Genomic DNA, 19,517 nt, shown 5'->3' with positions numbered 1-19,517 from the left:
GCAGGTGGAGTTCCTCAGGGAAGCCGTGGGCGCGTCTGAGTGACCTGTCTCGACCGTGGCGCCCTCAAGCGGAACGTGAGCGCAGCCATTCCTCATGAGTGGCGCGCACGCGGGCCCAGAGGGCGTCGCGGTCGGCGGGGCCGATGTCGGTGGGGCGTACGTCGAAGACCTCCGCGAGTACCTCGTACCACTCGTCCTGGTCGTCGATCGTGCGGGGCGGCTCCAGGTCGCCGCTGCGGCGCAGCACGCAGCCGGTGAGCGAGTCCACCCCGCGCGCGTCCCGGCGGAGCAGGACGCAGGTACGCACGAAGCCGGACTCCGGCGAGGTCGACAGGTGGACGTGGCGTTCGGCGAAGTCCTCCGGCGTGGCGGCGCCCGGCGCGAAGTCCATTCCGGCGAAGGAGCCCCTCGGATCGTGCTCCAGCCGCCAGCCGCCGGGATCGGTCTTCGAACGCAGCAGCCGGAACGCGAGCGGGCCCTGCTCGTAGGCGCCCTCATGGAGGGGCAGCGGACCGTGCAGGGCGTCCCCGAGGCCGGCGTCGACCAGCCAGTCTCCCGACGGGGAGTCGCCGTCCGGAAGGCCGTGCACGGTGAGGGCGAGGTGGTTGGCCCTGACCGAGCCCGGTGGCGGCTCGCCGTGGTTCTGGACCCCGGCGCGATGCCACACGACGTCGAAGCCGAGCTCGCGCAGGAGCAGGGAGAGCGCGCCGTTGAGGTGGTAGCAGTAGCCGCCCCGGCCCCGCGCCGTGATCCGTTCGGCGGAGTCGTACGGATCGATCGAGGTCACCCGGCCGAGCTGGATGTCCAGCGCCTCGTAGGTGACCCGTTCGACATGGGCCGCGTGCAGGGCCTTGAGCGCGGCCACGCTGGGCCGGCCGGGCCGGGGAACGCCGAGCCGCCGCAGATAACCGTCAACGTCGATCGCCATCCAGGGAGCCTGCCCCAGAGATCGCCGCCCCCGCAAGGGCCAGCGGTCGACGCCCGTCCGGGATGCTCGTACGTCCCGGGCCGTCGTCCCCGAACGGGTCGCCGCCACTCGGGTCACCGGATCCAGTGCCCGCTAGGACGATCCTGCGACGCGCAAATACCCAAGTCAATTCTCAGGTTTACTTGGCAATCCCTAAGACCTAGCTTTGGCCCATGACGTTGGACGACCTGCGCGTGTTCATCGCGGTCTGCAAGGCCCGCAATCTCAGCGCCGTCGCGAGAAACCTGTCGTGCAGCCAGTCGGCGGTCAGCCAGCACGTCAAGCGACTCGAACGGGAGACCGGGCTGACGCTGCTCGAACGCCGCCCGCGCGGCGTCGAGCCGACCAGGGCCGGGCAGGTCCTGCGGCGCGCGGCGGCCGAGGGCATCGCGGGGCTGGACGACGCGCTGCGGCAACTGGACGATCTCCGCCGGGGCGTCGCCGGCACGATCCGGATCGCGACCGGGGCCACCACGGTCCGCCATTTCATGGCCGCCGGGGTGACCGCGTTCCGGGCCCGCCATCCCGAGGTCACCCTGCAGTTCGTGACGGCCGATTCCAGCCGCCGCTGCCTGGAGGCGGTGCGATCACACGACGCGGACCTGGCCTGGGTGACCATCGGCCCGTCGCTGGACGGGGTGGAGCAGCGTTCCTCCTGCGACCTGCCGTGGGTGCTCGCGGTCCACATGAGCGACGCGCTGAGCCACCGGCAGACGATCGCGCCTGCCGAGCTCGCGGGCATCCGCCATATCGAACTGCCCGAGCACTCCACGTCCCGCGTCCATCTGGAAATGCATCTCGAACGCCACGGGGTGCGGCTCACCTCGACCACGAGCGTGGCCGACTGGGACACCGCGCTGCTGCTGGCCGAGCTGGGGCTGGGCCACGCGATCCTCCCCGCGCTGCCGGGCTGGGGACGGGGGCCGGGCGGCGTCGTGCGGCTCATCCCGATCCCGGACCTCCCGCCGCTCGGCGCGGGCTGGGCGGCGCGCCAGTGGGACGCGCTCAGCCCGCTGGCCCTGGAGTTCGCCGACACCGTCATCGCCGAGCTGACCGGCCAGAGCGCGTCCTAGGCGGACTCGTGCTGTTCGATGATCACGGCGGTCGCCTCCACCTCCACCAGCTGGCCGGTGTAGCCGAGGACGGCCACGCCCAGCAGCGTGCTCGGGGCGTCGTGGTCGCCCATGTGCTCGCGGACGACGTCCCAGGCCTCGACGAGGTCCTGCCGACGGGAGGACGCCACGTACACCGTGGTCTTCACAATGTCGGCCAGAGAGGCGCCCGCGCTGCCGAGGGCGGCCGTGAGGTTGGCCATCACCTGCCTGGCCTGCCCGGCGAAGTCCCCCGGGGCGACGGTGTCGCCGTTCGCGTCGAGCGGGCACGCGCCCGCGGTCCAGATCGCCCGTAGCGGCGCCTCGGCCACCGCGGCGTAGGCGTAGTCGACGGTCTGAGCGAGATCCTCGTTGCGGATCAATCTGACGGAGGGCCCCTGATCGATCATGGTCCCAGTCTCGCAGACCAGGGCGAACGGTCGGGCGCGACGGGGTCGGGCGCGGTGGGCGGCCGTCATCGCCGGAGCGGGGGGTGACAGGTGGTTCCGCGTCGTCAGGTAACCCGGACATCGCCGTGGTGTGGTTGATCCGTGGCGCGGACGCTTGCAGGGTGGATGGATGACCACGGAAGAACGAGTCGAGGGCCTGGCCGATCTGCTCGTCACGACCGGACGGCTCACCGAGCCGCTCTGGCGCGAGGGGCTGCGGGCCGTACCGCGGCATCTGTTCGCGCCGGAAGCGGCCTGGGCGGTACCGGACCGGCCGCGGTACGAGGGGTTCGCGATCGACCGGAGCGCCGATCCCCCGACGTGGTGGAACGCCGTCTACTCCGACACCGCCATCGCGATCCAGCTGGACGACGGCGCGGGCGATCCGCTGAGCGGCGCCGGGACGTGGACCAGTTCCTGTTCGGCGCCGGGAATCGTGATCACCTTCCTGCAGGAGCTCCGGCCGCTCGACCACCACCGGGTCCTCGAGATCGGCACCGGCACGGGCTGGACGGCGGGGCTGCTGACGTGGCGGCTCGGCCCGGGCTGCGTGACGTCGGTCGAGATCGACGGGAGCCTCTCCGCGCACGCCGCCGGCAACCTCGCGGGCGCGGGCCTGGATCCGCACCTGGTCGTCGGGGACGGCGCCGCGGGCTTCGCCGCGGGCGCCCCCTACGACCGGGTGCACGTGACCTGCGGGGTCGATCGGGTCCCGCGGCCATGGGTCGAACAGTGCAGGCCGGGCGCGGGCATCGTCCTGCCGTGGTCGCCGGGATGGGGCATCGGCCACCTCGCCCATCTGACGGTCGCCGGTGACGGCACGGCCCTCGGCCGCCTGACGGGCCCGGCCGGATTCATGATGCTGCGCTCGCAGCGGCGCCGGTTCGGCGGTCCGGAACACGCCGCCGAGCAACGCGGGCAGGCCGCCGTGTCGGCCACCCGGCTGGACCCGCGGTCGGTGATCGCCCAGTCGCCCGGCGCCGAGGTGGCGATCGCGGCGCTCGTCCCGGACGTGCGGTCGCATCTGGAGGCCGCGCCGGACGGCTCCTACCGCATCTGGGCGATCGAGAACCGGGCCGACGAGCCGTCGTGGGCGGCCGCGAACTTCGAGCCCGGCCGCGCGGATCACACCGTCCGGCAGTACGGGCCGCGGCGCCTGTGGGACGAGGTCGAGAACGCCTACCTGCAGTGGGTCACGTGGGGCGCTCCCGCGCGCGAACGCTTCGGCCTGACCGTCGGGGCGGCCTCCCAGAAGGTCTGGCTCGACCGTCCCGACCACGTCCTCGCGGCCTGAATCCGCGTTCTCGCAGCCTCAATGCGGTTGCGCGGGCCGATCACGTTCGGCCAAAGTCGGCGCATGCCCATCACCGCCCGCGATGTCCGTAGCGTCGCCGACGTCTGCCGCCTGCACGACCAGGGAGAACGGCTGAAGTACCTGTACTTCTGGGGTCACCAGCCGGGCAAGCTCGGTGAGGTGGGTTCCGGCTGCCTGAGCCAGTGGTGGCCAGAGCATCCGTTCACCGTTGACGGCGTTGACTACCGTTCCGCCGAGCACTGGATGATGGCGGGCAAGGCGCGGCTCTTCGGGGACGACGCCATCCTTGCCCGGATCCTCGAAACCAACAGTCCGGCAGAGGCGAAAGCATTGGGCGGCAAGGTACGGGACTTCGACGAAGAGGCCTGGACCGCGCACCGCTTCGAGATCGTGACCGACGGAAACGTCGCCAAGTTCGGCCAGCACTCCGACCTGAAGAGCTACCTGCTCGGCACCGGCGCCCGCGTTCTGGTCGAGGCGAGCCCTCGTGACCGCATCTGGGGCATCGGCCTGGCCGCGGCGGACGACCGCGTGGCCGACCCGCACAAGTGGCGCGGGCTCAACCTGCTCGGCTTCGCCCTCATGGAGGCCAGGGCCCGTCTCCTCGACACCTGAGGGAGACGCTTGATCAGCGACGTTCGGTGACGCCGGCGTCGGCCGCGACGACGATGCCGGTCTGCGGGCGGCCTTCGCCGCACTCCGGGCCGTTGGGGAACGTCGCGCGCGGGGTGACGTCCAGCCGTTTGCTGAGCAGGCGCTCACCGGACGCGTCGCGCAGGTCCACGGTCACCTGGACGGGAGACTTCGGTATCCCCGTGACCTCGGCGAACCCGTTCTTGTCACCGGTGGGTGAGGCGACGGCGCCGCAACTGTCGTCGGGGGCGTCGCCGGTGCACCCCTGGGGGACGGTGGTGCTGGAGCCCATGAGCTCGACCGTGGACGTCCGGCACGTCCCGTTCCAGCAGATCCGCATCGAGGCGCTGGCGACCTTCGCCGCGTACGGGGCCTTGATGTCCAGGCTCACGCCCTCGCGCGAGCCGATCGCGGTGCAGGGCCGGTCTTCGGCGGCGAGGCCCGTCCCGCAGGCCGTCACGGCTGCGAGGGACGAGAACGCCACGAGCTTCGCAAGTGTCGCCATGACTTCTCGACGCGGGCGGCGGTTCCCCGGTTCCCCTCGAACACGAAAAAGCCGGGCGAACACGAAAAAGCCCCGATCCAGGGGATCGGGGCCTCCTCTGCGCCAGGTCAGTTCTGGACGGAGAACATCCAGTGCTGCTTCTCGAGCTCGGCGGTGAGGCCGATGAAAAGGTCCTGCGTCACCGGGTCGGCGTCCTCGGTCGCGGCGATGCGCTCGCGAAACCGCGTGATGATCTGCGCCAGCGTGTCGGTGATCGCCGCGACGACCTTGTCGTCGGTGATGGAGCCGGCGTCCAGCTGCGGGAGCGCCGTGCGGTCGGCCAGGGTACGGGCGCGGCCGTCGGGGTTGACGCCGATGGCCACGGCGCGCTCGGCCACGGTGTCGGCGTACTCACGGGCCAGGTTCACGACCTCGTCGAGGTGCTCGTGCACCTGCTTGAAGTGGCGGCCGGTGATGTTCCAGTGGGCCTGCTTGCCCACGAGGGAAAGGTCGAGCAGGTCGACGAGGGCGCCCTGCAGTGCTTCCCCGGTGGTCTTCTGGGCGGTCTCGCCGAGCGTGCTCTTGACCGTCGCCATGAGAGGGCTCCTTCCGCGTCGTTCCGGTATGTCCGTTACAACGACAGAGGATCCCCGGCTATGCCTTGATCAACCCGTGAGCCCGCCCACACCCGGTGGGCCCGCCCACGGGCCATGGGCCCGCCCGCACCTGGCCCCGCGCGAGCTGGGCTCAGGTGAGAGCTGGGCTCAGGCGGCCACGCTCAGGCGGCCACCATGTCGGCCCGGAACTCGCCGGTGATCTCTTCCGGCGTCTCCGGAATCCGCTCGGACGAGATGCGCTCGTGCTCGGGCGGCGCGCCGGCCATGACGGGCTCGTGCTGCAGCTCGGCAAGCGCCAGTTGATCCGCGACCTCTCTCAACACGTGTGAGAGCGGAACCCCCAGTGCCTTGCAGATCGACGCGAGCAACTCCGACGAGGCCTCTTTCTGACCCCGTTCGACCTCGGAGAGATACCCGAGGGAAACGCGCGCCGCCGCGGACACCTCGCGGAGGGTGCGTCCCTGGCGCAGCCGCAGCTGCCGGAGTACGTCACCGAGCAGCTGGCGAAGCAGGACCATCGTCTCGCTCCCTCCCTCAGTTCGGACCATCTGACAGTTCCACCGTACCCGGCTTGAAGGCAGCCGTGGCAGACCGTGGATTTCGTGTTCGCTTGGAACGTAACGCTGTAATCAGCCCCGATCTTCCCGATCTTCTTCAGAGTCACCGGCGTCGTGCTCCGCGTCAAGCCCCAAAATGTCCCGTCGTAGCAGCTCAAGCGCGTGGACCACGGTGAGCCTGCGGATCACCGCGCGGACCTCGGCACCGGTACCGGGTACGGGGAGTCGCGGGCTGATCACGGTCGGCTCGCTGCCGGGTCCGGCCACGGAGATGTAGACCGTTCCGACGGGGTGCCCGTCCTGCGGTTCGGGACCGGCCACCCCGGTCACCGCGACGCCGTAGGACGCCCCGAGCCGGTCGCGGACGCCCGCCGCCATCGCCGCCGCCACGTCCGGGTGGACGGCGCCGTGCTCGCGGAGCAGCTCTTCCGGAACGCCGAGGAGGCGGTGCTTCATCTCGGTGGCGTAGGTGATCATTCCGCCGGCATAGGTCTCGGACGCCCCGGGCGCGGCGGTGAGCTCCGCGCCGATCAGGCCGCCGGTGAGCGACTCGGCCGCCGCGATGGTCTGCCCGCGCTCGATCAGGAGCCGGTGCACCACGGCGGCCAGCGTGTCGTCGTCCGCCCCGTACACGACCGTGCCGAGAAGGTCCCGGGTCAGCTCCTCCGCGCCGCCCAGCCGCTGCACGGCGTCCGGCCCGGTCGCCGTGATGCGGATCTTCACCTCGCCCGGCGACGGCAGGTAGGCCAGCTTGACGCCGTCCAGCGCCTCGACCTCGGCGAGCCTGGTGGCGATCATCGACTCCCACACCCCGGCCGTCCGCAGCGTGCGCCGCGCGACCTGCGACCGCCCGGCCCGCTCGGCCAGCTCCGGGATCACCACCTCGGTCATGATCGTGCGCATCTCGAAGGGGACGCCCGGCAGCGCGTACGCCACTCCCCCGGGCAGCTCGACCCGCAGCCCGGGGGCGCTCCCGGCCGAGTTGCCGAGCAGGCCCGCGCCCTCCGGCACCTCGGCCATGCGCAGCGCCATGGGGGCCAGCGGCCGGTCGGCCGCCGCGACCCGCGCCCGCAGCCGCTCCTCCAGCCCCGGATCGCGGACGAGCGCCACGCCCGCCGCCTTGGCCAGCGCGTCCCGCGTCACATCGTCGTAGGTGGGCCCGAGGCCGCCGGTCGTGATCACAGCGTCCGCCCGGCCGAGCGCCTCGTCGACCGCCGCGATGATCACATCGAGCTCGTCCCCCACGACCACGCTGCGGGTGACACCGATGCCGTGCTCGGCGAGCTTCGCCCCCATCCAGGCCGCGTTGCCGTTGATCGTGTCGCCCAGCAACAACTCGTCCCCGATGGTGAGCAACTCGACCCGCATGGCGACCCTCCCGTTGGCGATCATGACGTCCGCCCTCGAATCTACCGCCGCGGTCCGACACCACGTCGCGCCGGCTGCGGCACGTCCTTCCCCCGCCGCCGCCTCTCACACACGGCGAAATTCACCGAGCGATCCGCCAAAGCCAATCAATGCAGCCGCCAAAACTCGGAATCAGTCTCCCCGCGCACGGCAAAGAAAAGGCGACTCTCAAGGTCATCCGCCTCTGACCTTGGCATTCGTCACACCGCACAGTTGATGTTTGGCGGCGCGCTGCCTGGATAACCCGAACTATTAAGTGGAACATCGCTCCCGTGACAGGAGCACATCACAGGCTTTTCCAGCGGGCAGGAGCACCCATGGCGCACCTCGGCAAGGGGAATTCCCGGCGCCAATTCGCGCCGGTCCGCGCGGCGGCGAGCCTCCTGGTCTCGGCGTCGGCGGCCCTCTACCTCACAGTCGCGGCGAAAGGCCTCCTGCGCCTGACCACCCCGCCCACCCAGATGGTGGTGATGACGGCGACCGGGCCACAGCCGGTCGGGCCGGCGGAGACCGCCTCGCCCACCCTGTACGGTCCGCTCGCCATCGTGGGCGCCCTGCTCGCCGGGCTGCTGCTGGTATGGGCGGGAGCATCGGGACTCCGCACCGCACGTGACCAGCGCGCGTGGCGGCGGCACCAGAGCCTGGCCCTGATCGCCTATGCCCTGGGAACCATCGCCTTCGGCTTCGCCCACCTGGGCGTCACAGGCACCCAGGTGATCTGGGACGGCCCGAACCCACTCATCCCGAGCACGCTCCTGGCCCTCCTGGTAGCGGCCGCCACGATAGCCCTGCCCACCGCCCCCACGTCCCCGGACGCCGACCCCCGGCACCCAGTCCCCGCACAGGCCTCAGCCCTCTAACCCACACCCGGCCCGCAGTAGCCCGACCACGTCCGAGCACGGACGCTCTGCCACGATCGACCAGACACAGCCCACCCAGGGCCGCGCAGGCGCAGACACTCGCAAGCGGGGACACAACGCGGCCGAGCGCAAGCGTGCACCACACGGCAGGCGCGAACCCGGGCAGGCAGGCTCGCCAGAAGCAGGCAGGCGCGGACGCGGGTGGGCGTGGGTTAATGGGGGCGGGAGAGTTTGCGTAGGACTGCGCCGCATCTGCGTGCGTAGGCGCGTTGCATGAAGGGCACCAGGGGGCCGGCTCTGCGCGCCAGCCGGCTTGCTGGGCGGCTGAAGGCGGTGACGGTCAGCCAGACGTCGCCCGAGTCGTCCATGTGCACCACGAAGGCTTCCTCGCCTGCTTCAGGGTGGCCGGGCAGGGTTCCGTAAGCCCAGCCCACGCGTCGTTCCTCGTCCTCCACCCAGACCACCCGGCACGGCGCCTTGATCCGGAACGGGCCGACGCCCAGGCCCACGGTCACGCCGACGCCGGGGGCCACCCGGCGTGCCGACGCGTCGATCCGGACCGGGATGGCCCGGTGCATCCAGAACTCCATGAGCGCGTCCGCCGCGTTCCGCATCGCGACCGGCCCCTCGCCGACCAGCGTGCGCACGCGCAGGTGGCTGTAGCCGTCCGGCAGGTCCAGGGTCTGGGTCGCCCCCACCTCGGCGTACGTGAAATCCCGCGTCACAATGCCTCCCTCAGCAACCGCCAGCCCAGCATGCCGCAGAGCCCGAAGCCGAACGCGTTCCCCACCCCGTGCGTGGCCGCCATCCAGCCCAGCGACAGATGCGGGAGCCCCGACGCCTCCCCCAGCGCCCAGCTCAGCGCGAGCACCATCGTGGCCACCAGGACTCCCGCCGAGACCAGCAACAAGGTCCGGACGACCCGGTCGTCCACCCGCATGTCACGCCAGATCAGCCAGCCGACGAGCCACATCCCTGCTGTGAGCACCACTGCCCCGGCGAACTCGACCCATTCGCTGGTGAAGTAGCCGGCCAGCACCAGCAACGTCCCTGCGGGGACGCTCAACGCCGCTACCGCCGCCAAGCGTCCGCGCACCGCCTGGCACATCAGCCCGGCCACCAGCGCCGCCGCGAATCCCGCGAAGTGGAAGTGTGCCACCGTCAGGGAGAGGATCTCCAGCGAGAACCCGAAGAGTTCGGCGCCTCCGCGCTCCGCCACCAGCGCCGTCCCGGCCACCAGCGGCATTCCCAATGCCGTTCCCACCGCCGCGTTGACGGGGGTCAGGCGCACCATCCGGCGCAGGCCTTCTGCGGCCAGGGGCAGTGTGGCCAGGGCATAGGGCGTGGCGAGGGCAACGGCCGCGCCGCCTCGGGGCAGCCAGAGGGAGATCGCTCCCGCGACGGCGCCCGCCAGCCACATGTGGCGGTAGACGCCGGGGAGATCGATCAAGCGGAGGCCCAGCGGGACCACAAGGAGCATGCCGATCATCACGATGACGTTCACCAGTGCGGTCATGACCGCCTCCCAGGGTTGAACGTGTTCAAGTAGGGTCGACGCTAGACGATTTTGAACGTGTTCAACAGATTCAGGACGGTGATGTGTGCCGCAGGCGCCAGGCCTGGACGAGGTAGTCGAGGCCGGTCACGACGGTGACGATCAGCGCGGCGGCCATGAAGCCCCAGCGCAGCGGGTCGAGCGGGCCCGGCAGGATGTAGAGGCCGATCGCGAGGACCTGCAGCATCGTCTTGAGCTTGCCGCCCTTGCTGGCGGGGATCACGCTGGTCTTGATCATCGCGAAGCGCATCACCGTGATGCCGATCTCGCGGACGAGGATCGCGATGGTCACCCACCACCACAGCTCACCCAGGGCCGACAGGGTCACCAGCGCGGCCCCGGTCAGGGCCTTGTCGGCGATCGGGTCGGCGATCTTGCCGAAATCCGTGACCAGCCCGCGGGCGCGGGCGAGATCGCCGTCGATCTTGTCGGTGATCGAGGCGACCGCGAAGACGGCGAACGCGGCGAGGCGCCACGCGGTGCCCTCCTGGACGAGCAGCCAGACGAACACCGGCACCAGCAGGATGCGCAGCAGCGTGAGGTAGTTGGCGATGTTGTAGACGCTCGCCTGCGGGGGCGTCGAAGCCGGGTCGTCCCGATCCGACGGACCGGCGATCATGGCACGTCCGCCACGAGGTCCACGCCGTCACTGTCGACGACGGTGGCGGTGACGATGTCGCCGAGGGACAGGCCCGAGCCGCGGACGAGGACGGTTCCGTCGACCTCCGGCGCCTGGTGCTCGGCGCGTCCCTCGAACGCGCCGTCCTCGGTCTTGTCCTCCAGGAGCACGCGGACCTGCGAGCCGACGCGGTCTTCGGCGCGCTGGGCGGTGAGCTCCTCGGCGAGGGCGGAGACCTCCTCGACGCGCCGCGCCACCTCGTCGTGGTCGAGCTTACCGTCGAGGGTGGCGGCCTCGGTGCCGTCCTCGTCGGAGTAGCCGAAGACGCCGATCGCGTCGAGCCGGGCCGCGCTCAGGAACTCGATCAGCTCGTCCAGGTCGGCCTCGGACTCGCCGGGGAAGCCCACGATGAAGTTGGACCGCACGCCCGCCTCGGGGGCGAGGGCGCGGACCGAGCCGAGCAGTTCCAGGAACCGCTCGCGGTCGCCGAAGCGCCGCATGGAGCGCAGCACCGAGCCGCTGGCGTGCTGGAACGACAGGTCGAAGTAGGGCGCGATGCCCGGGGTCGAGGCGATCACCTCGATCAGGCCGGGCCGGGTCTCGGCGGGCTGCAGGTAGCTGACCCGGACCCGCTCGATGCCCTCGACCGCCGCCAGCTGCGGCAGGAGCTTCTCCAGGGCGCGCAGGTCACCGAGATCCTTGCCGTACGAGGTGGAGTTCTCGCTGACGAGGACCAGCTCGCGGACGTCGTGGCCGGCCAGCCAGCGCGCCTCCTCCAGCACCTCCGCCGGCGGGCGGCTGACGTAGGCGCCGCGGAACGCGGGAATGGCGCAGAACGTGCAGCGCCGGTCGCAGCCGGAGGCCAGCTTGAGCGGGGCCACCGGGCCACCGCCCAGCCGCCGCCGGAGGACCCGCGGGCCGGTCGCCGGGGCGAGGCCCTCGGGAAGATCACCGTGGCCGGGGATGGAGACCTGGGGCGCCGCGGCGGTGCGGTCGACCGGGCTGATCGGCAGCAGGGTGCGCCGGTCACGGGGCGTGTGCGCCTCGCGGTGCCGGCCCGCGAGGACGTCGTCCAGCCGCTCGCCGATCGTGGCGTAGTCGTCGAAGCTGATCACGGCGTTCGCCTCGGGCAGCGCCTCGGCCAGCTCCGCCCCGTACCGCTCGGCCATGCACCCGGCCGCGATCACCTTGGCGCCGGAGTCGTGCGCGGCCAGCAGGGTGTCGATCGAGTCCTTCTTCGCCGCGTCGATGAAGCCGCAGGTGTTGACGACCACCACGTCGGCGCCGTCGGCCGACTCGGTCAGGTCCCAGCCCGCGTCCTCCATCCGGGCGGCGAGCTCTTCGGAGTCGACCTCGTTGCGGGCGCATCCGAGCGTGACGAGTGAGACCGTGCGGCGTGTGGACATGCCCCTAACGGTAATGGGCGCGGGCCCCTCCACCGACCAGAGACCGCCCAATCGAAAGGTCAAGCCCCGCCCGCCGGCCGGAGCGGGAGGTCAGGCGCCGTCGGGGTCGTCGGGCGTGAAGCTCAGCCGGACCACGCCGCCGCCGTCCTGGTCGGGGGTGCCGAGATCCTTGCCGTTCACGGTCAGCTTGACCCCGTCGCCATTGCCGATCAGGATGCTGATCTTCTTCTTGGCGGTCCACTCGCGCACCTCGTCGGCGCGGAGCATGCCGCTGAACAGCGTCTTGCCCTTGTCGCCGCGGACGTTGATCCAGGTGGTCCGGCGCGCCTTGACCCGCAGCTCGACCTTCTTGCGGGGCGCCATCGCGACCGGGTCCTTGCGGGTCGCCGTCGGTGACGGGGTCGGCGTCACGGCGGGAGCCGCGGCCCCCGGCCCGCCCGCGACCTGACGGGCCTGGCGCTTCTCCGCGCCGGAGTCGTCGCCCACGACCTGGACGATGCCGTAGATGACCACGAGCACCAGCGCGAGCGCCATGGCGGCGCTCCAGTTGGGCGCGCGGCGTTCGCGGAACGCCACCGGCGTCTCCGGCTCGAACGCGGTGACCGCCGACACCGGCTGCGGCGCGCCGCCGTGCATCTCGTCGTACTCGCGGACGAGCGGTTCCGGATCGATGCCGATGACGCGCGAGATGCTGCGGATGTGGCCGCGCGCGTAGAAGTTGCCGCCGCACGCGGTGAAGTCGTTGCGCTCGATGGCGCGGATCACGGTCTCCCGGATCCGCGTCTGCAAGCTCACCTGGGTGACGGTAAGACCTGCCTGCTGACGCTCTTGAGTCAAGGTCTCACCGATGCTCACGCCGAGCCTCCCTTAGAGCGCACCACGACCAACCCCACGTACTCCAGCAATCACCATCCTAGGAACGGCCATGCCCGTTGGGCGACAGCCAACACGTTCGAAACAGGGCAAGATTTCGCATCATTCGCGGACGCCCCGTCCCAAGATCGTTCCTATTAACGGCGAGTTCGCCCTCAGGTCAACGACAGATCACCCGCGCGAACACGCTACCGGGTCGTGAAGCAAGCCGGAGGCGAAGCTTCACGAGAGATCGCGAAGCGATGTCGGGTTCGCCGCTTTTGCGGTTCGGGTCCGAGCCGCCAGGGGAGGACCCGAGGCCGCGAAAGCCTTAAGTACCGCGAAGTTCGGCGAGGACGCCGGGGAGGTCGTCGGGTTTGGTGAGCACGTCGCGCGCCTTGGAGCCCTCGCTCGGGCCAACGATGTCGCGGCTCTCCATCAGGTCCATCAGCCGGCCGGCCTTGGCGAAACCGACGCGGAGCTTGCGCTGCAACATCGACGTGGAGCCGAACTGCGTGCTGACGACCAGCTCGATCGCCTGCACCAGCAGGTCCATGTCGTCGCCGATGTCCTCGTCGATCTCCTTCTTCGGCCCGGCCTGCTCGGCGACGTCCTCGCGGTAGACCGCCTCCATCTGACCCTTGCAGTGCTCGACGATGCCGTGGATCTCTTTTTCGGCGACGTAGGCGTTCTGGATGCGCATGGGCTTGCTGGCGCCCATCGGCAGGAACAGCGCGTCACCCTGGCCGACGAGCTTCTCGGCGCCGGGCTGGTCGAGGATGACGCGGCTGTCGGCCAGCGAGGAGGTGGCGAACGCCAGCCGGGACGGCACGTTCGCCTTGATGAGGCCGGTCACGACGTCGACCGACGGGCGCTGGGTGGCCAGCACCAGGTGGATGCCGGCGGCGCGCGCCAGCTGGGTGATGCGGACGACCGAGTCCTCGACGTCGCGCGGCGCGACCATCATGAGGTCGGCCAGCTCGTCGACGATGACCAGCATGTACGGGTAGGTCGTGTAGACGCGCTCGCTGCCGGGCGGCGGCTTGAGCTTGCCCGCGGTCACGGCCTTGTTGAAGTCGTCGATGTGCCGGAACCCCGAGGCGGCCAGGTCGTCGTAGCGGCGGTCCATCTCGCCGACGACCCAGTCGAGGGCCTCGGCGGCCTTCTTCGGGTTGGTGATGATCGGCGTGATCAGGTGCGGGATGCCCTGGTACATGGTGAGCTCGACCCGCTTGGGGTCGACGAGGATCATCCGCACCTCGTCCGGCGTGGCCCGCATCAGGATCGACGTGATCAGGCCGTTGATGCAGGTCGACTTGCCGGCGCCGGTCGCGCCCGCGATGAGGATGTGCGGCATCTTCGCGAGGTTGGCCACCACCGTGCGGCCCTCGACGTCCTTGCCCAGGCCGACGATCATCGGGTGGTGCTCGTTGGTCGCGGCGGGTGAGCGCAGCACGTCGCCGAGGCTCACGATGTCCTTGTCGACGTTGGGGATCTCGACGCCGATCGCCGACTTGCCGGGGATCGGGGAGATGATCCGTACTTCGGCGCTCTTCACCGCGTACGCGATGTTCTTCGTCAGCGCGGTGACCTTCTCGACCTTGACCGCCGGGCCCAGCTCGATCTCGTACCGCGTGATCGTCGGCCCCCGGGTGAACCCGGTGACCTGCGCGTCGATGTCGAACTGCTCCAGCACGCCGGTGAGCGCGTTGACCACCGTGTCGTTGGCCTTGGTGCGCGGCTTGGCGATGCTGCCGGGCCGCAGCATCGCCGGCTGGGGCAGCTCGTAGATCTCGCCGGACGACGACAGCGGCAGCTGCTCGGACCGGCCCGGCGAGGGGGTCGGGTCGCGCACGTCCGGCGCCGCCGAGCCGACCGGCTCGTCCAGCGGCTCGTCCAGCGGCGCGGCGGGCAGCGGCACCTCGGGCTCGAACGGCTCCGGGTCGAAGATCTCGTCGGCGAGGTCGCGCTGCTTCGCCGGCTTCTTCGGCTTGTCGTCGAGGACGGGGGTGTCGTACGGCTTGGAGTGCTCGCCGACCTCCAGCTCGGGGTCGTCGCCGTCGCTCTTGCTCTTGCGGCGGCGCTTCGGCTTGGTCTCGGCCTTGTCGCTCTCGTTCCGCCGTGCGGGACGTCCCTGCAGCGTGGCGACCGACCACAGCTCGGTGAGGCGTTCGGGCACGCGGTTGATCGGGGTCGCGGTGACGACCAGCAGGCCGAACGCGGAGAGCAGGAGCAGCAGCGGCACCGCCACCCAGCCGCTCAGGGCCGCCTCCAACGGCGCGGACGCGACCCAGCCGATCACGCCGCCCGCATGACGTACGCCGGGCATGTCCTTGGCCGGTGCCGGCACGCCCGCGGCGATGTGCAGAACGCCCAGCACGCCGACGCCGAGCGCCGTCATGCCGATGATGATGCGGCCCGTCTCGTCGTTGTGCTCGGGGTGACGCAACGTGCGCCACGCCAGCACGGCCAGCAGGACGGGCAGCGCCATGGCGAACACGCCGATGCCGCCGCGCACGACCTTCTCCAGCGCGATCGTCACCACACCGTCGGGCGTCCACCAGGTCACCGACGCCAGCACGATCGAGGACCCGAGCAGCGCCAGGCCGAGCCCGTCACGGCGGTGCTCCTCGCCGAGGTCGCGCGCGCCCTGCCCGTACGCCCGGAACACCGAGCCGACGGCGACCGCCGCGAGGCTGTAGAGCTTGGCGACCAGCTGGAACAGGCCGCGGATCAGCTGGAGGATCGGGTCGTTGTTCTTCTGGGGCGGGCGCCCGCGAGACGAGCCCCCGCCCTTGGCGCCCTTCGCTCCGCCGCTCGGGCGTTTGCGCGGGGCCGAACCGGACGACTTGCCGCGGGCCGCACTGGCCCGGGTACGCGAGTTCTTCGTACCTCCGGACGCACGTGTGGCCATGCTGATGAGACTAACCAAACGCGCCGCGGGTTCCCCAGACCCGGCGCGGCGTGTTGCCACCCCCGCGCATCAGAGACGCAGCTCACCCAATGCATCACGCAGCTCGCCCGCCGTCCGGTACCGCGCATCCGGCTCGGCCCGCAGCGCCCGCCGGAGCACGGCCATCAACGCCTCCGGAACGCCCTCGACCGCCGCGATCGGCTCGTCCCGCGAACGCATCAGGTGGCCGATCAGCGCGTTGGAGCTCATCGGCCGATCGGGGGCGCGCGGCGCCCGTCCCGCCAGCAGCGCGTACAGCGTGGCGCCGAGCGAGTAGATGTCGGCGGCCGGCGCGGGATCGACGTCGTCGAACACCTCGGGCGCCGCGTACACCGGCGTCATGGCCAGCGTGACCGAGAGCTCCTGCCCCGGGACGGGCAGCGCCGCGATGCCGAAGTCCGCCAGCGCGACCCGCCGGAACCTCGTCACCAGCAGATTGGCGGGCTTGATGTCACGGTGCAGCACCCCGTGCTCGTGCGCCGCCGCGACCGCGTCCGCGATCTGGACCCCCACCTCGCGCACGAACCCGGGCGTCATCGGCCCCACCCGCCGCAGCTGATCGGCGAGCGACCCGCCCAAGCACAGCTCCATCACCAGATACGGCCGGCCATCGTCCAGCGTGTCGGCGTCGTACAGCGTCACCACGTTCGGGTGCTCCGACAACCGGACGGCCGCGTCGACCTCCCGCCGGAACCGCCGCCGGTCCCGGTCGTCGGCGATCCGCCGGCCGACCACCTTGATCGCCACGTCCCGCTCCAACGCGATCCGCCGCGCCTTGTAGACCGTGGCGTTCCCACCCTCCCCCAGCGCCTCGAAAACGGTATAGCCGGACAACGAAAAGTCCGGCCGCCGCCCTGGTGAGGCGGGCATCGACTGCGCTGGCCCAGGTGGCGCGGGCGACGGCCGTCGCGGAACGCCCCCGCCATGGTGCTCACCAGGGGCCGCCCCGGGGACGGGCGTGGGCGCGGACGGTCCGGGCACGGGCACGGATGGCGCGTGCTGAGGCGGGGCTCCCCAGCCCTGCCGGACGGCCCCGCGAGGTGGCGGGTTCACCGGCCCGGAAGCGGGCCCCGCGCCTTGCGGCAGGGGCAGGGTGTTCCCGGCCGACGGTCGCGGCTGACGGTGAGAAGCGGAGCCGACCGTCACGCCGAGCGACCGCCGAGCGCCGGCCGGTGCGAGAACGGTGTCAATGACGGCGCACGTGATGTTGTCAGGTCCCCCACCGCGGTTGGCAAGGTCGATCAGGTGCCTGACCGCCCGCTCGGGGTCGTCGTCGCCGGCGAGCGCTTGGAATATCGTTTCCGCGCTGAGCACTCTCCATAGTCCGTCGGTGCACAGCAGATACCGGTCGCCGACCTTCGCCTCCCGGATCTGCAGATCCAGTTCGGGCCCAGCCCGGCCGTCGAGAGCGCGCAGCAGGAGCAACCGCTGGGGGTGCCCGGGCGCCTCGTCAGCACTGATTTCGCCCTCGTCGACCAAGGACTGCGTCAACGTGTGGTCGTGAGTTATCTGGAACAGGGTCTCGTCACGGAGTAGATAGGCTCGCGAGTCGCCGCTGTGCACCAGGGCGAACTGATTGCCCGACCACAACATCGCGGTGAGCGTCGTGCCCAACCCCTCCCAGTCCTGGCGGCTCTCCACGGCTTTGCGGATGTCATCGTTGGCCTGCATCGCGGCGTGTTCGAGTCCGGCCAGCAACTGGTTCGGCGGACCCTCACGGTCGAGTCGCCGGAGCCTGTCGATGACGATGGTGCTCGCGATCTCGGCGCGCGCGTCCACGAAGTCGTCGGGGTCCAGGTCGCCATAGTAGGTATGCGAGCGACGGCCTGCGCTGCCGTCGGCCACCACCACCAGGAAGGGTCCGGCGTAGCCCGAGTCGCCGTTGCCTTCGGCGAGCATGCCGACATCCGAACGAGCGGCGTAGCTAAGCCCGAACTGCTGCCGACCCGCTGCCACGCGGCCTCCCCGCAACGGACGAATCCCCCGGCCCCTTTCAAATTAGCGGAAAGGGACCGGGGGCGCGGTGGTCAGACTTCGACGATGACCGGGATGATCATCGGGCGGCGGCGGTAGTTGTCGCTGACCCATTTGCCCATGGTGCGGCGGATCAGCTGGTTGAGCTGGTGCAGGTCGTTGACGCCGTCGGAGGCGGCGTCCTGGAGGGCGGCTTCGAGCCGGGCGATGATCTCGTCGAAGTCCTGGTTGACGATGCCGGCGCCGCGGGCGTGGATCTCCGGGCCGGCGACGAGCTTGCCGGACGTGGAGTCGATGCCGACGACGATGGAGACGAAGCCCTCCTCGCCGAGGATCCGCCGGTCCTTGAGCGAGGTCTCGGTGATCTCGCCCACCGAGAGGCCGTCCACGTAGACGTAACCGGCCGGGACCGCACCGACGATCTTGGCCTGGCCCTCGACGAGGTCGACGACGACGCCGTCCTCGGCGATGACGATGTTGTCGTCGGGCACGCCGGTGAGCGCGGCCAGCTTGGCGTGGGCGCGCAGGTGCCGCCACTCGCCGTGGATGGGCATGAAGTTGCCCGGCTTGGTCACGTTGAGCACGTACAGCAGCTCGCCGGCCGAGGCGTGCCCGGAGACGTGCACGAGCGCGTTGCCCTTGTGCACGATGCGGGCGCCCCAGCGGGTGAGGCCGTTGATCACGCGGTTGACCGCGTTCTCGTTGCCCGGAATCAGCGACGACGCGAGCATGACGGTGTCGCGCTCGGTGATGCGGATCGAGTGGTCGCGGTTGGCCATCCGCGACAGCGCCGACATCGGCTCGCCCTGCGAACCGGTGCAGACCAGGACGAGGCGGTGGCCCGGGATGTCGTCGAGGTCCTTGGGGTCGACCATGATGTCGTCGGGCACGTTGAGGTAGCCCAGCTCGCGCGCGACGCCCATGTTGCGCACCATCGACCGGCCGACGAAGCACACCTTGCGGTTGTTGGCGACGGCGGCGTCGAGCACCTGCTGCACCCGGTGGATGTGCGAGGCGAAGCAGGCGACGATGATGCGTTCCTTGGAGATGCGGAAGACCTCGTCGACCACCGGGCCGATGTTGCGCTCGCTGGTGACGAAGCCGGGCACCTCGGCGTTGGTCGAGTCGGACATCAGCAGGTCGATGCCCTCGGCACCGAGCCGGGCGAAGCCGGGCAGGTCGGTGAGCCGGCCGTCGAGCGGCAGCTGGTCCATCTTGAAGTCGCCGGTCGCGAGCACCAGGCCCGCGGGGGTGCGGATGGCCACCGCCAGCGCGTCCGGGATGGAGTGGTTGACCGCGAGGAACTCGCAGTCGAACGGCCCGAAGCTCCGCCGCCCGCCCTCGGCCACCTGCACCGTGACCGGCTTGATCCGGTGCTCGGTGAGCTTGGCCTCCAGCAGCGCCAGCGTGAGGCGCGAGCCGACCAGCGGGATGTCGCGGCGCTCCCGCAGCAGGTACGGGACGGCGCCGATGTGGTCCTCGTGGCCGTGGGTCAGGACGACCGCCTCGATGTCGTCGAGGCGATCACGGATGTACTCGAAGTCGGGCAGGATCAGGTCGATGCCCGGTTGCTCGGTCTCGGGGAACAGCACGCCGCAGTCGACGACGAGCAGGCGGCCGCCGTACTCGTAGACCGTCATGTTGCGGCCGATCTCCCCGAGCCCGCCCAGCGCGACGATGCGCAGGCCGTTCTCCGGCAGGGCGGGCGGGGTGGACAACTCTGGATGCGGATGACTCACGCGCGCCTCGCCTGACGGCTCGGCGCCGCGTGAGTCTCG

The 19,517-nt window shown here is 70.8% G+C and carries 18 protein-coding genes; 4 read left to right on the top strand and 14 right to left on the bottom strand.

Annotation, left to right across the window (positions count from 1 at the left end):
- Nucleotides 1-64: 64 nt before the first annotated feature.
- The gene (locus ACGFNU_RS10510; protein WP_392592128.1) at nucleotides 65-928 is read right to left on the bottom strand and encodes an arylamine N-acetyltransferase; all 864 of its coding nucleotides are present in this window, start codon (nucleotides 926-928) and stop codon (nucleotides 65-67) included.
- A gap of 212 nt (nucleotides 929-1,140) precedes the next feature.
- On the opposite strand from ACGFNU_RS10510, the gene ACGFNU_RS10505 reads away from it, so the two are divergent.
- On the top strand, nucleotides 1,141-2,040 hold the full coding sequence (locus ACGFNU_RS10505) for a LysR substrate-binding domain-containing protein (RefSeq protein WP_392592126.1): 900 nt from the start codon (nucleotides 1,141-1,143) through the stop codon (nucleotides 2,038-2,040).
- On the opposite strand, the gene ACGFNU_RS10500 is transcribed toward ACGFNU_RS10505, so the two are convergent.
- Nucleotides 2,037-2,468 (bottom strand): RidA family protein, encoded by a 432-nt coding sequence (locus tag ACGFNU_RS10500; RefSeq protein WP_392592124.1) that lies wholly within the window; start codon nucleotides 2,466-2,468, stop codon nucleotides 2,037-2,039. The two genes, ACGFNU_RS10505 and ACGFNU_RS10500, sit on opposite strands and share 4 nt — an antisense overlap.
- 169 nt (nucleotides 2,469-2,637) lie before the next feature.
- On the opposite strand from ACGFNU_RS10500, the gene ACGFNU_RS10495 reads away from it, so the two are divergent.
- Together ACGFNU_RS10495 and ACGFNU_RS10490 are read left to right on the top strand one after the other, a co-directional pair.
- Complete coding sequence (locus tag ACGFNU_RS10495) at nucleotides 2,638-3,801, top strand: protein-L-isoaspartate(D-aspartate) O-methyltransferase (protein WP_392592122.1); 1,164 nt, start codon at nucleotides 2,638-2,640, stop codon at nucleotides 3,799-3,801.
- Between the two features lie 63 nt (nucleotides 3,802-3,864).
- Complete coding sequence (locus ACGFNU_RS10490) at nucleotides 3,865-4,437, top strand: NADAR family protein (RefSeq protein ID WP_392592120.1); 573 nt, start codon at nucleotides 3,865-3,867, stop codon at nucleotides 4,435-4,437.
- Between the two features lie 13 nt (nucleotides 4,438-4,450).
- Here the strand turns inward: ACGFNU_RS10490 and ACGFNU_RS10485 are convergent, their stop codons facing one another.
- From ACGFNU_RS10485 to ACGFNU_RS10470, 4 genes are all read right to left on the bottom strand, one after another.
- On the bottom strand, nucleotides 4,451-4,960 hold the full coding sequence (locus ACGFNU_RS10485; RefSeq protein ID WP_392592118.1) for a hypothetical protein: 510 nt from the start codon (nucleotides 4,958-4,960) through the stop codon (nucleotides 4,451-4,453).
- A 107-nt stretch (nucleotides 4,961-5,067) separates the two neighbouring features.
- The gene (locus tag ACGFNU_RS10480; protein ID WP_392592117.1) at nucleotides 5,068-5,535 is read right to left on the bottom strand and encodes a DNA starvation/stationary phase protection protein; all 468 of its coding nucleotides are present in this window, start codon (nucleotides 5,533-5,535) and stop codon (nucleotides 5,068-5,070) included.
- A 182-nt stretch (nucleotides 5,536-5,717) separates the two neighbouring features.
- Complete coding sequence (locus ACGFNU_RS10475; RefSeq protein ID WP_392592115.1) at nucleotides 5,718-6,074, bottom strand: helix-turn-helix domain-containing protein; 357 nt, start codon at nucleotides 6,072-6,074, stop codon at nucleotides 5,718-5,720.
- Nucleotides 6,075-6,185: 111 nt separating this feature from the next.
- Nucleotides 6,186-7,505, bottom strand: coding sequence for a CinA family nicotinamide mononucleotide deamidase-related protein (locus ACGFNU_RS10470; RefSeq protein WP_392592113.1), 1,320 nt, complete (start codon nucleotides 7,503-7,505; stop codon nucleotides 6,186-6,188).
- A 332-nt stretch (nucleotides 7,506-7,837) separates the two neighbouring features.
- On the opposite strand from ACGFNU_RS10470, the gene ACGFNU_RS10465 reads away from it, so the two are divergent.
- A complete protein-coding gene (locus ACGFNU_RS10465) occupies nucleotides 7,838-8,380 on the top strand; it encodes a hypothetical protein (protein ID WP_392592111.1) in 543 nt (180 codons plus the stop codon).
- 212 nt (nucleotides 8,381-8,592) lie between these two features.
- Here the strand turns inward: ACGFNU_RS10465 and ACGFNU_RS10460 are convergent, their stop codons facing one another.
- The 8 genes from ACGFNU_RS10460 to ACGFNU_RS10425 all read right to left on the bottom strand — a co-directional run bounded on the left by ACGFNU_RS10460 (nucleotide 8,593) and on the right by ACGFNU_RS10425 (nucleotide 19,478).
- Nucleotides 8,593-9,105 (bottom strand): DUF1990 family protein, encoded by a 513-nt coding sequence (locus ACGFNU_RS10460; RefSeq protein WP_392592109.1) that lies wholly within the window; start codon nucleotides 9,103-9,105, stop codon nucleotides 8,593-8,595.
- A complete protein-coding gene (locus ACGFNU_RS10455; RefSeq protein WP_392592107.1) occupies nucleotides 9,102-9,896 on the bottom strand; it encodes a YndJ family protein in 795 nt (264 codons plus the stop codon). The genes ACGFNU_RS10460 and ACGFNU_RS10455 overlap by 4 nt, the downstream gene beginning before the upstream one ends.
- Before the next feature lie 70 nt (nucleotides 9,897-9,966).
- On the bottom strand, nucleotides 9,967-10,554 hold the full coding sequence (gene pgsA, locus ACGFNU_RS10450) for a CDP-diacylglycerol--glycerol-3-phosphate 3-phosphatidyltransferase (protein ID WP_392592105.1): 588 nt from the start codon (nucleotides 10,552-10,554) through the stop codon (nucleotides 9,967-9,969).
- Nucleotides 10,551-11,960: a 30S ribosomal protein S12 methylthiotransferase RimO gene (gene rimO / locus ACGFNU_RS10445; RefSeq protein ID WP_392592103.1), complete on the bottom strand. Its 1,410-nt coding sequence runs from the start codon at nucleotides 11,958-11,960 to the stop codon at nucleotides 10,551-10,553. The genes pgsA and rimO overlap by 4 nt, the downstream gene beginning before the upstream one ends.
- A 90-nt stretch (nucleotides 11,961-12,050) precedes the next feature.
- Nucleotides 12,051-12,815 carry a helix-turn-helix domain-containing protein gene (locus tag ACGFNU_RS10440; RefSeq protein ID WP_392592101.1) on the bottom strand — a complete coding sequence of 255 codons (765 nt, stop codon included), beginning with the start codon at nucleotides 12,813-12,815 and terminating at the stop codon, nucleotides 12,051-12,053.
- Nucleotides 12,816-13,143: 328 nt separating this feature from the next.
- Complete coding sequence (locus tag ACGFNU_RS10435; protein WP_392592099.1) at nucleotides 13,144-15,726, bottom strand: DNA translocase FtsK 4TM domain-containing protein; 2,583 nt, start codon at nucleotides 15,724-15,726, stop codon at nucleotides 13,144-13,146.
- 69 nt (nucleotides 15,727-15,795) lie between these two features.
- Nucleotides 15,796-17,721, bottom strand: coding sequence for a protein kinase (locus ACGFNU_RS10430; RefSeq protein ID WP_392592097.1), 1,926 nt, complete (start codon nucleotides 17,719-17,721; stop codon nucleotides 15,796-15,798).
- A gap of 71 nt (nucleotides 17,722-17,792) precedes the next feature.
- Entirely contained in the window at nucleotides 17,793-19,478 is a 1,686-nt protein-coding gene (locus ACGFNU_RS10425; RefSeq protein ID WP_392592095.1) for a ribonuclease J, read from the bottom strand.
- Nucleotides 19,479-19,517 lie beyond the last annotated feature (39 nt).

The sequence above is a fragment of the Spirillospora sp. NPDC048911 genome (assembly GCF_043198015.1).
In the GTDB taxonomy this organism is placed as follows: Bacteria; Actinomycetota; Actinomycetes; order Streptosporangiales; family Streptosporangiaceae; genus Spirillospora.
This window is presented reverse-complemented; position numbering and strand designations above follow the sequence as displayed.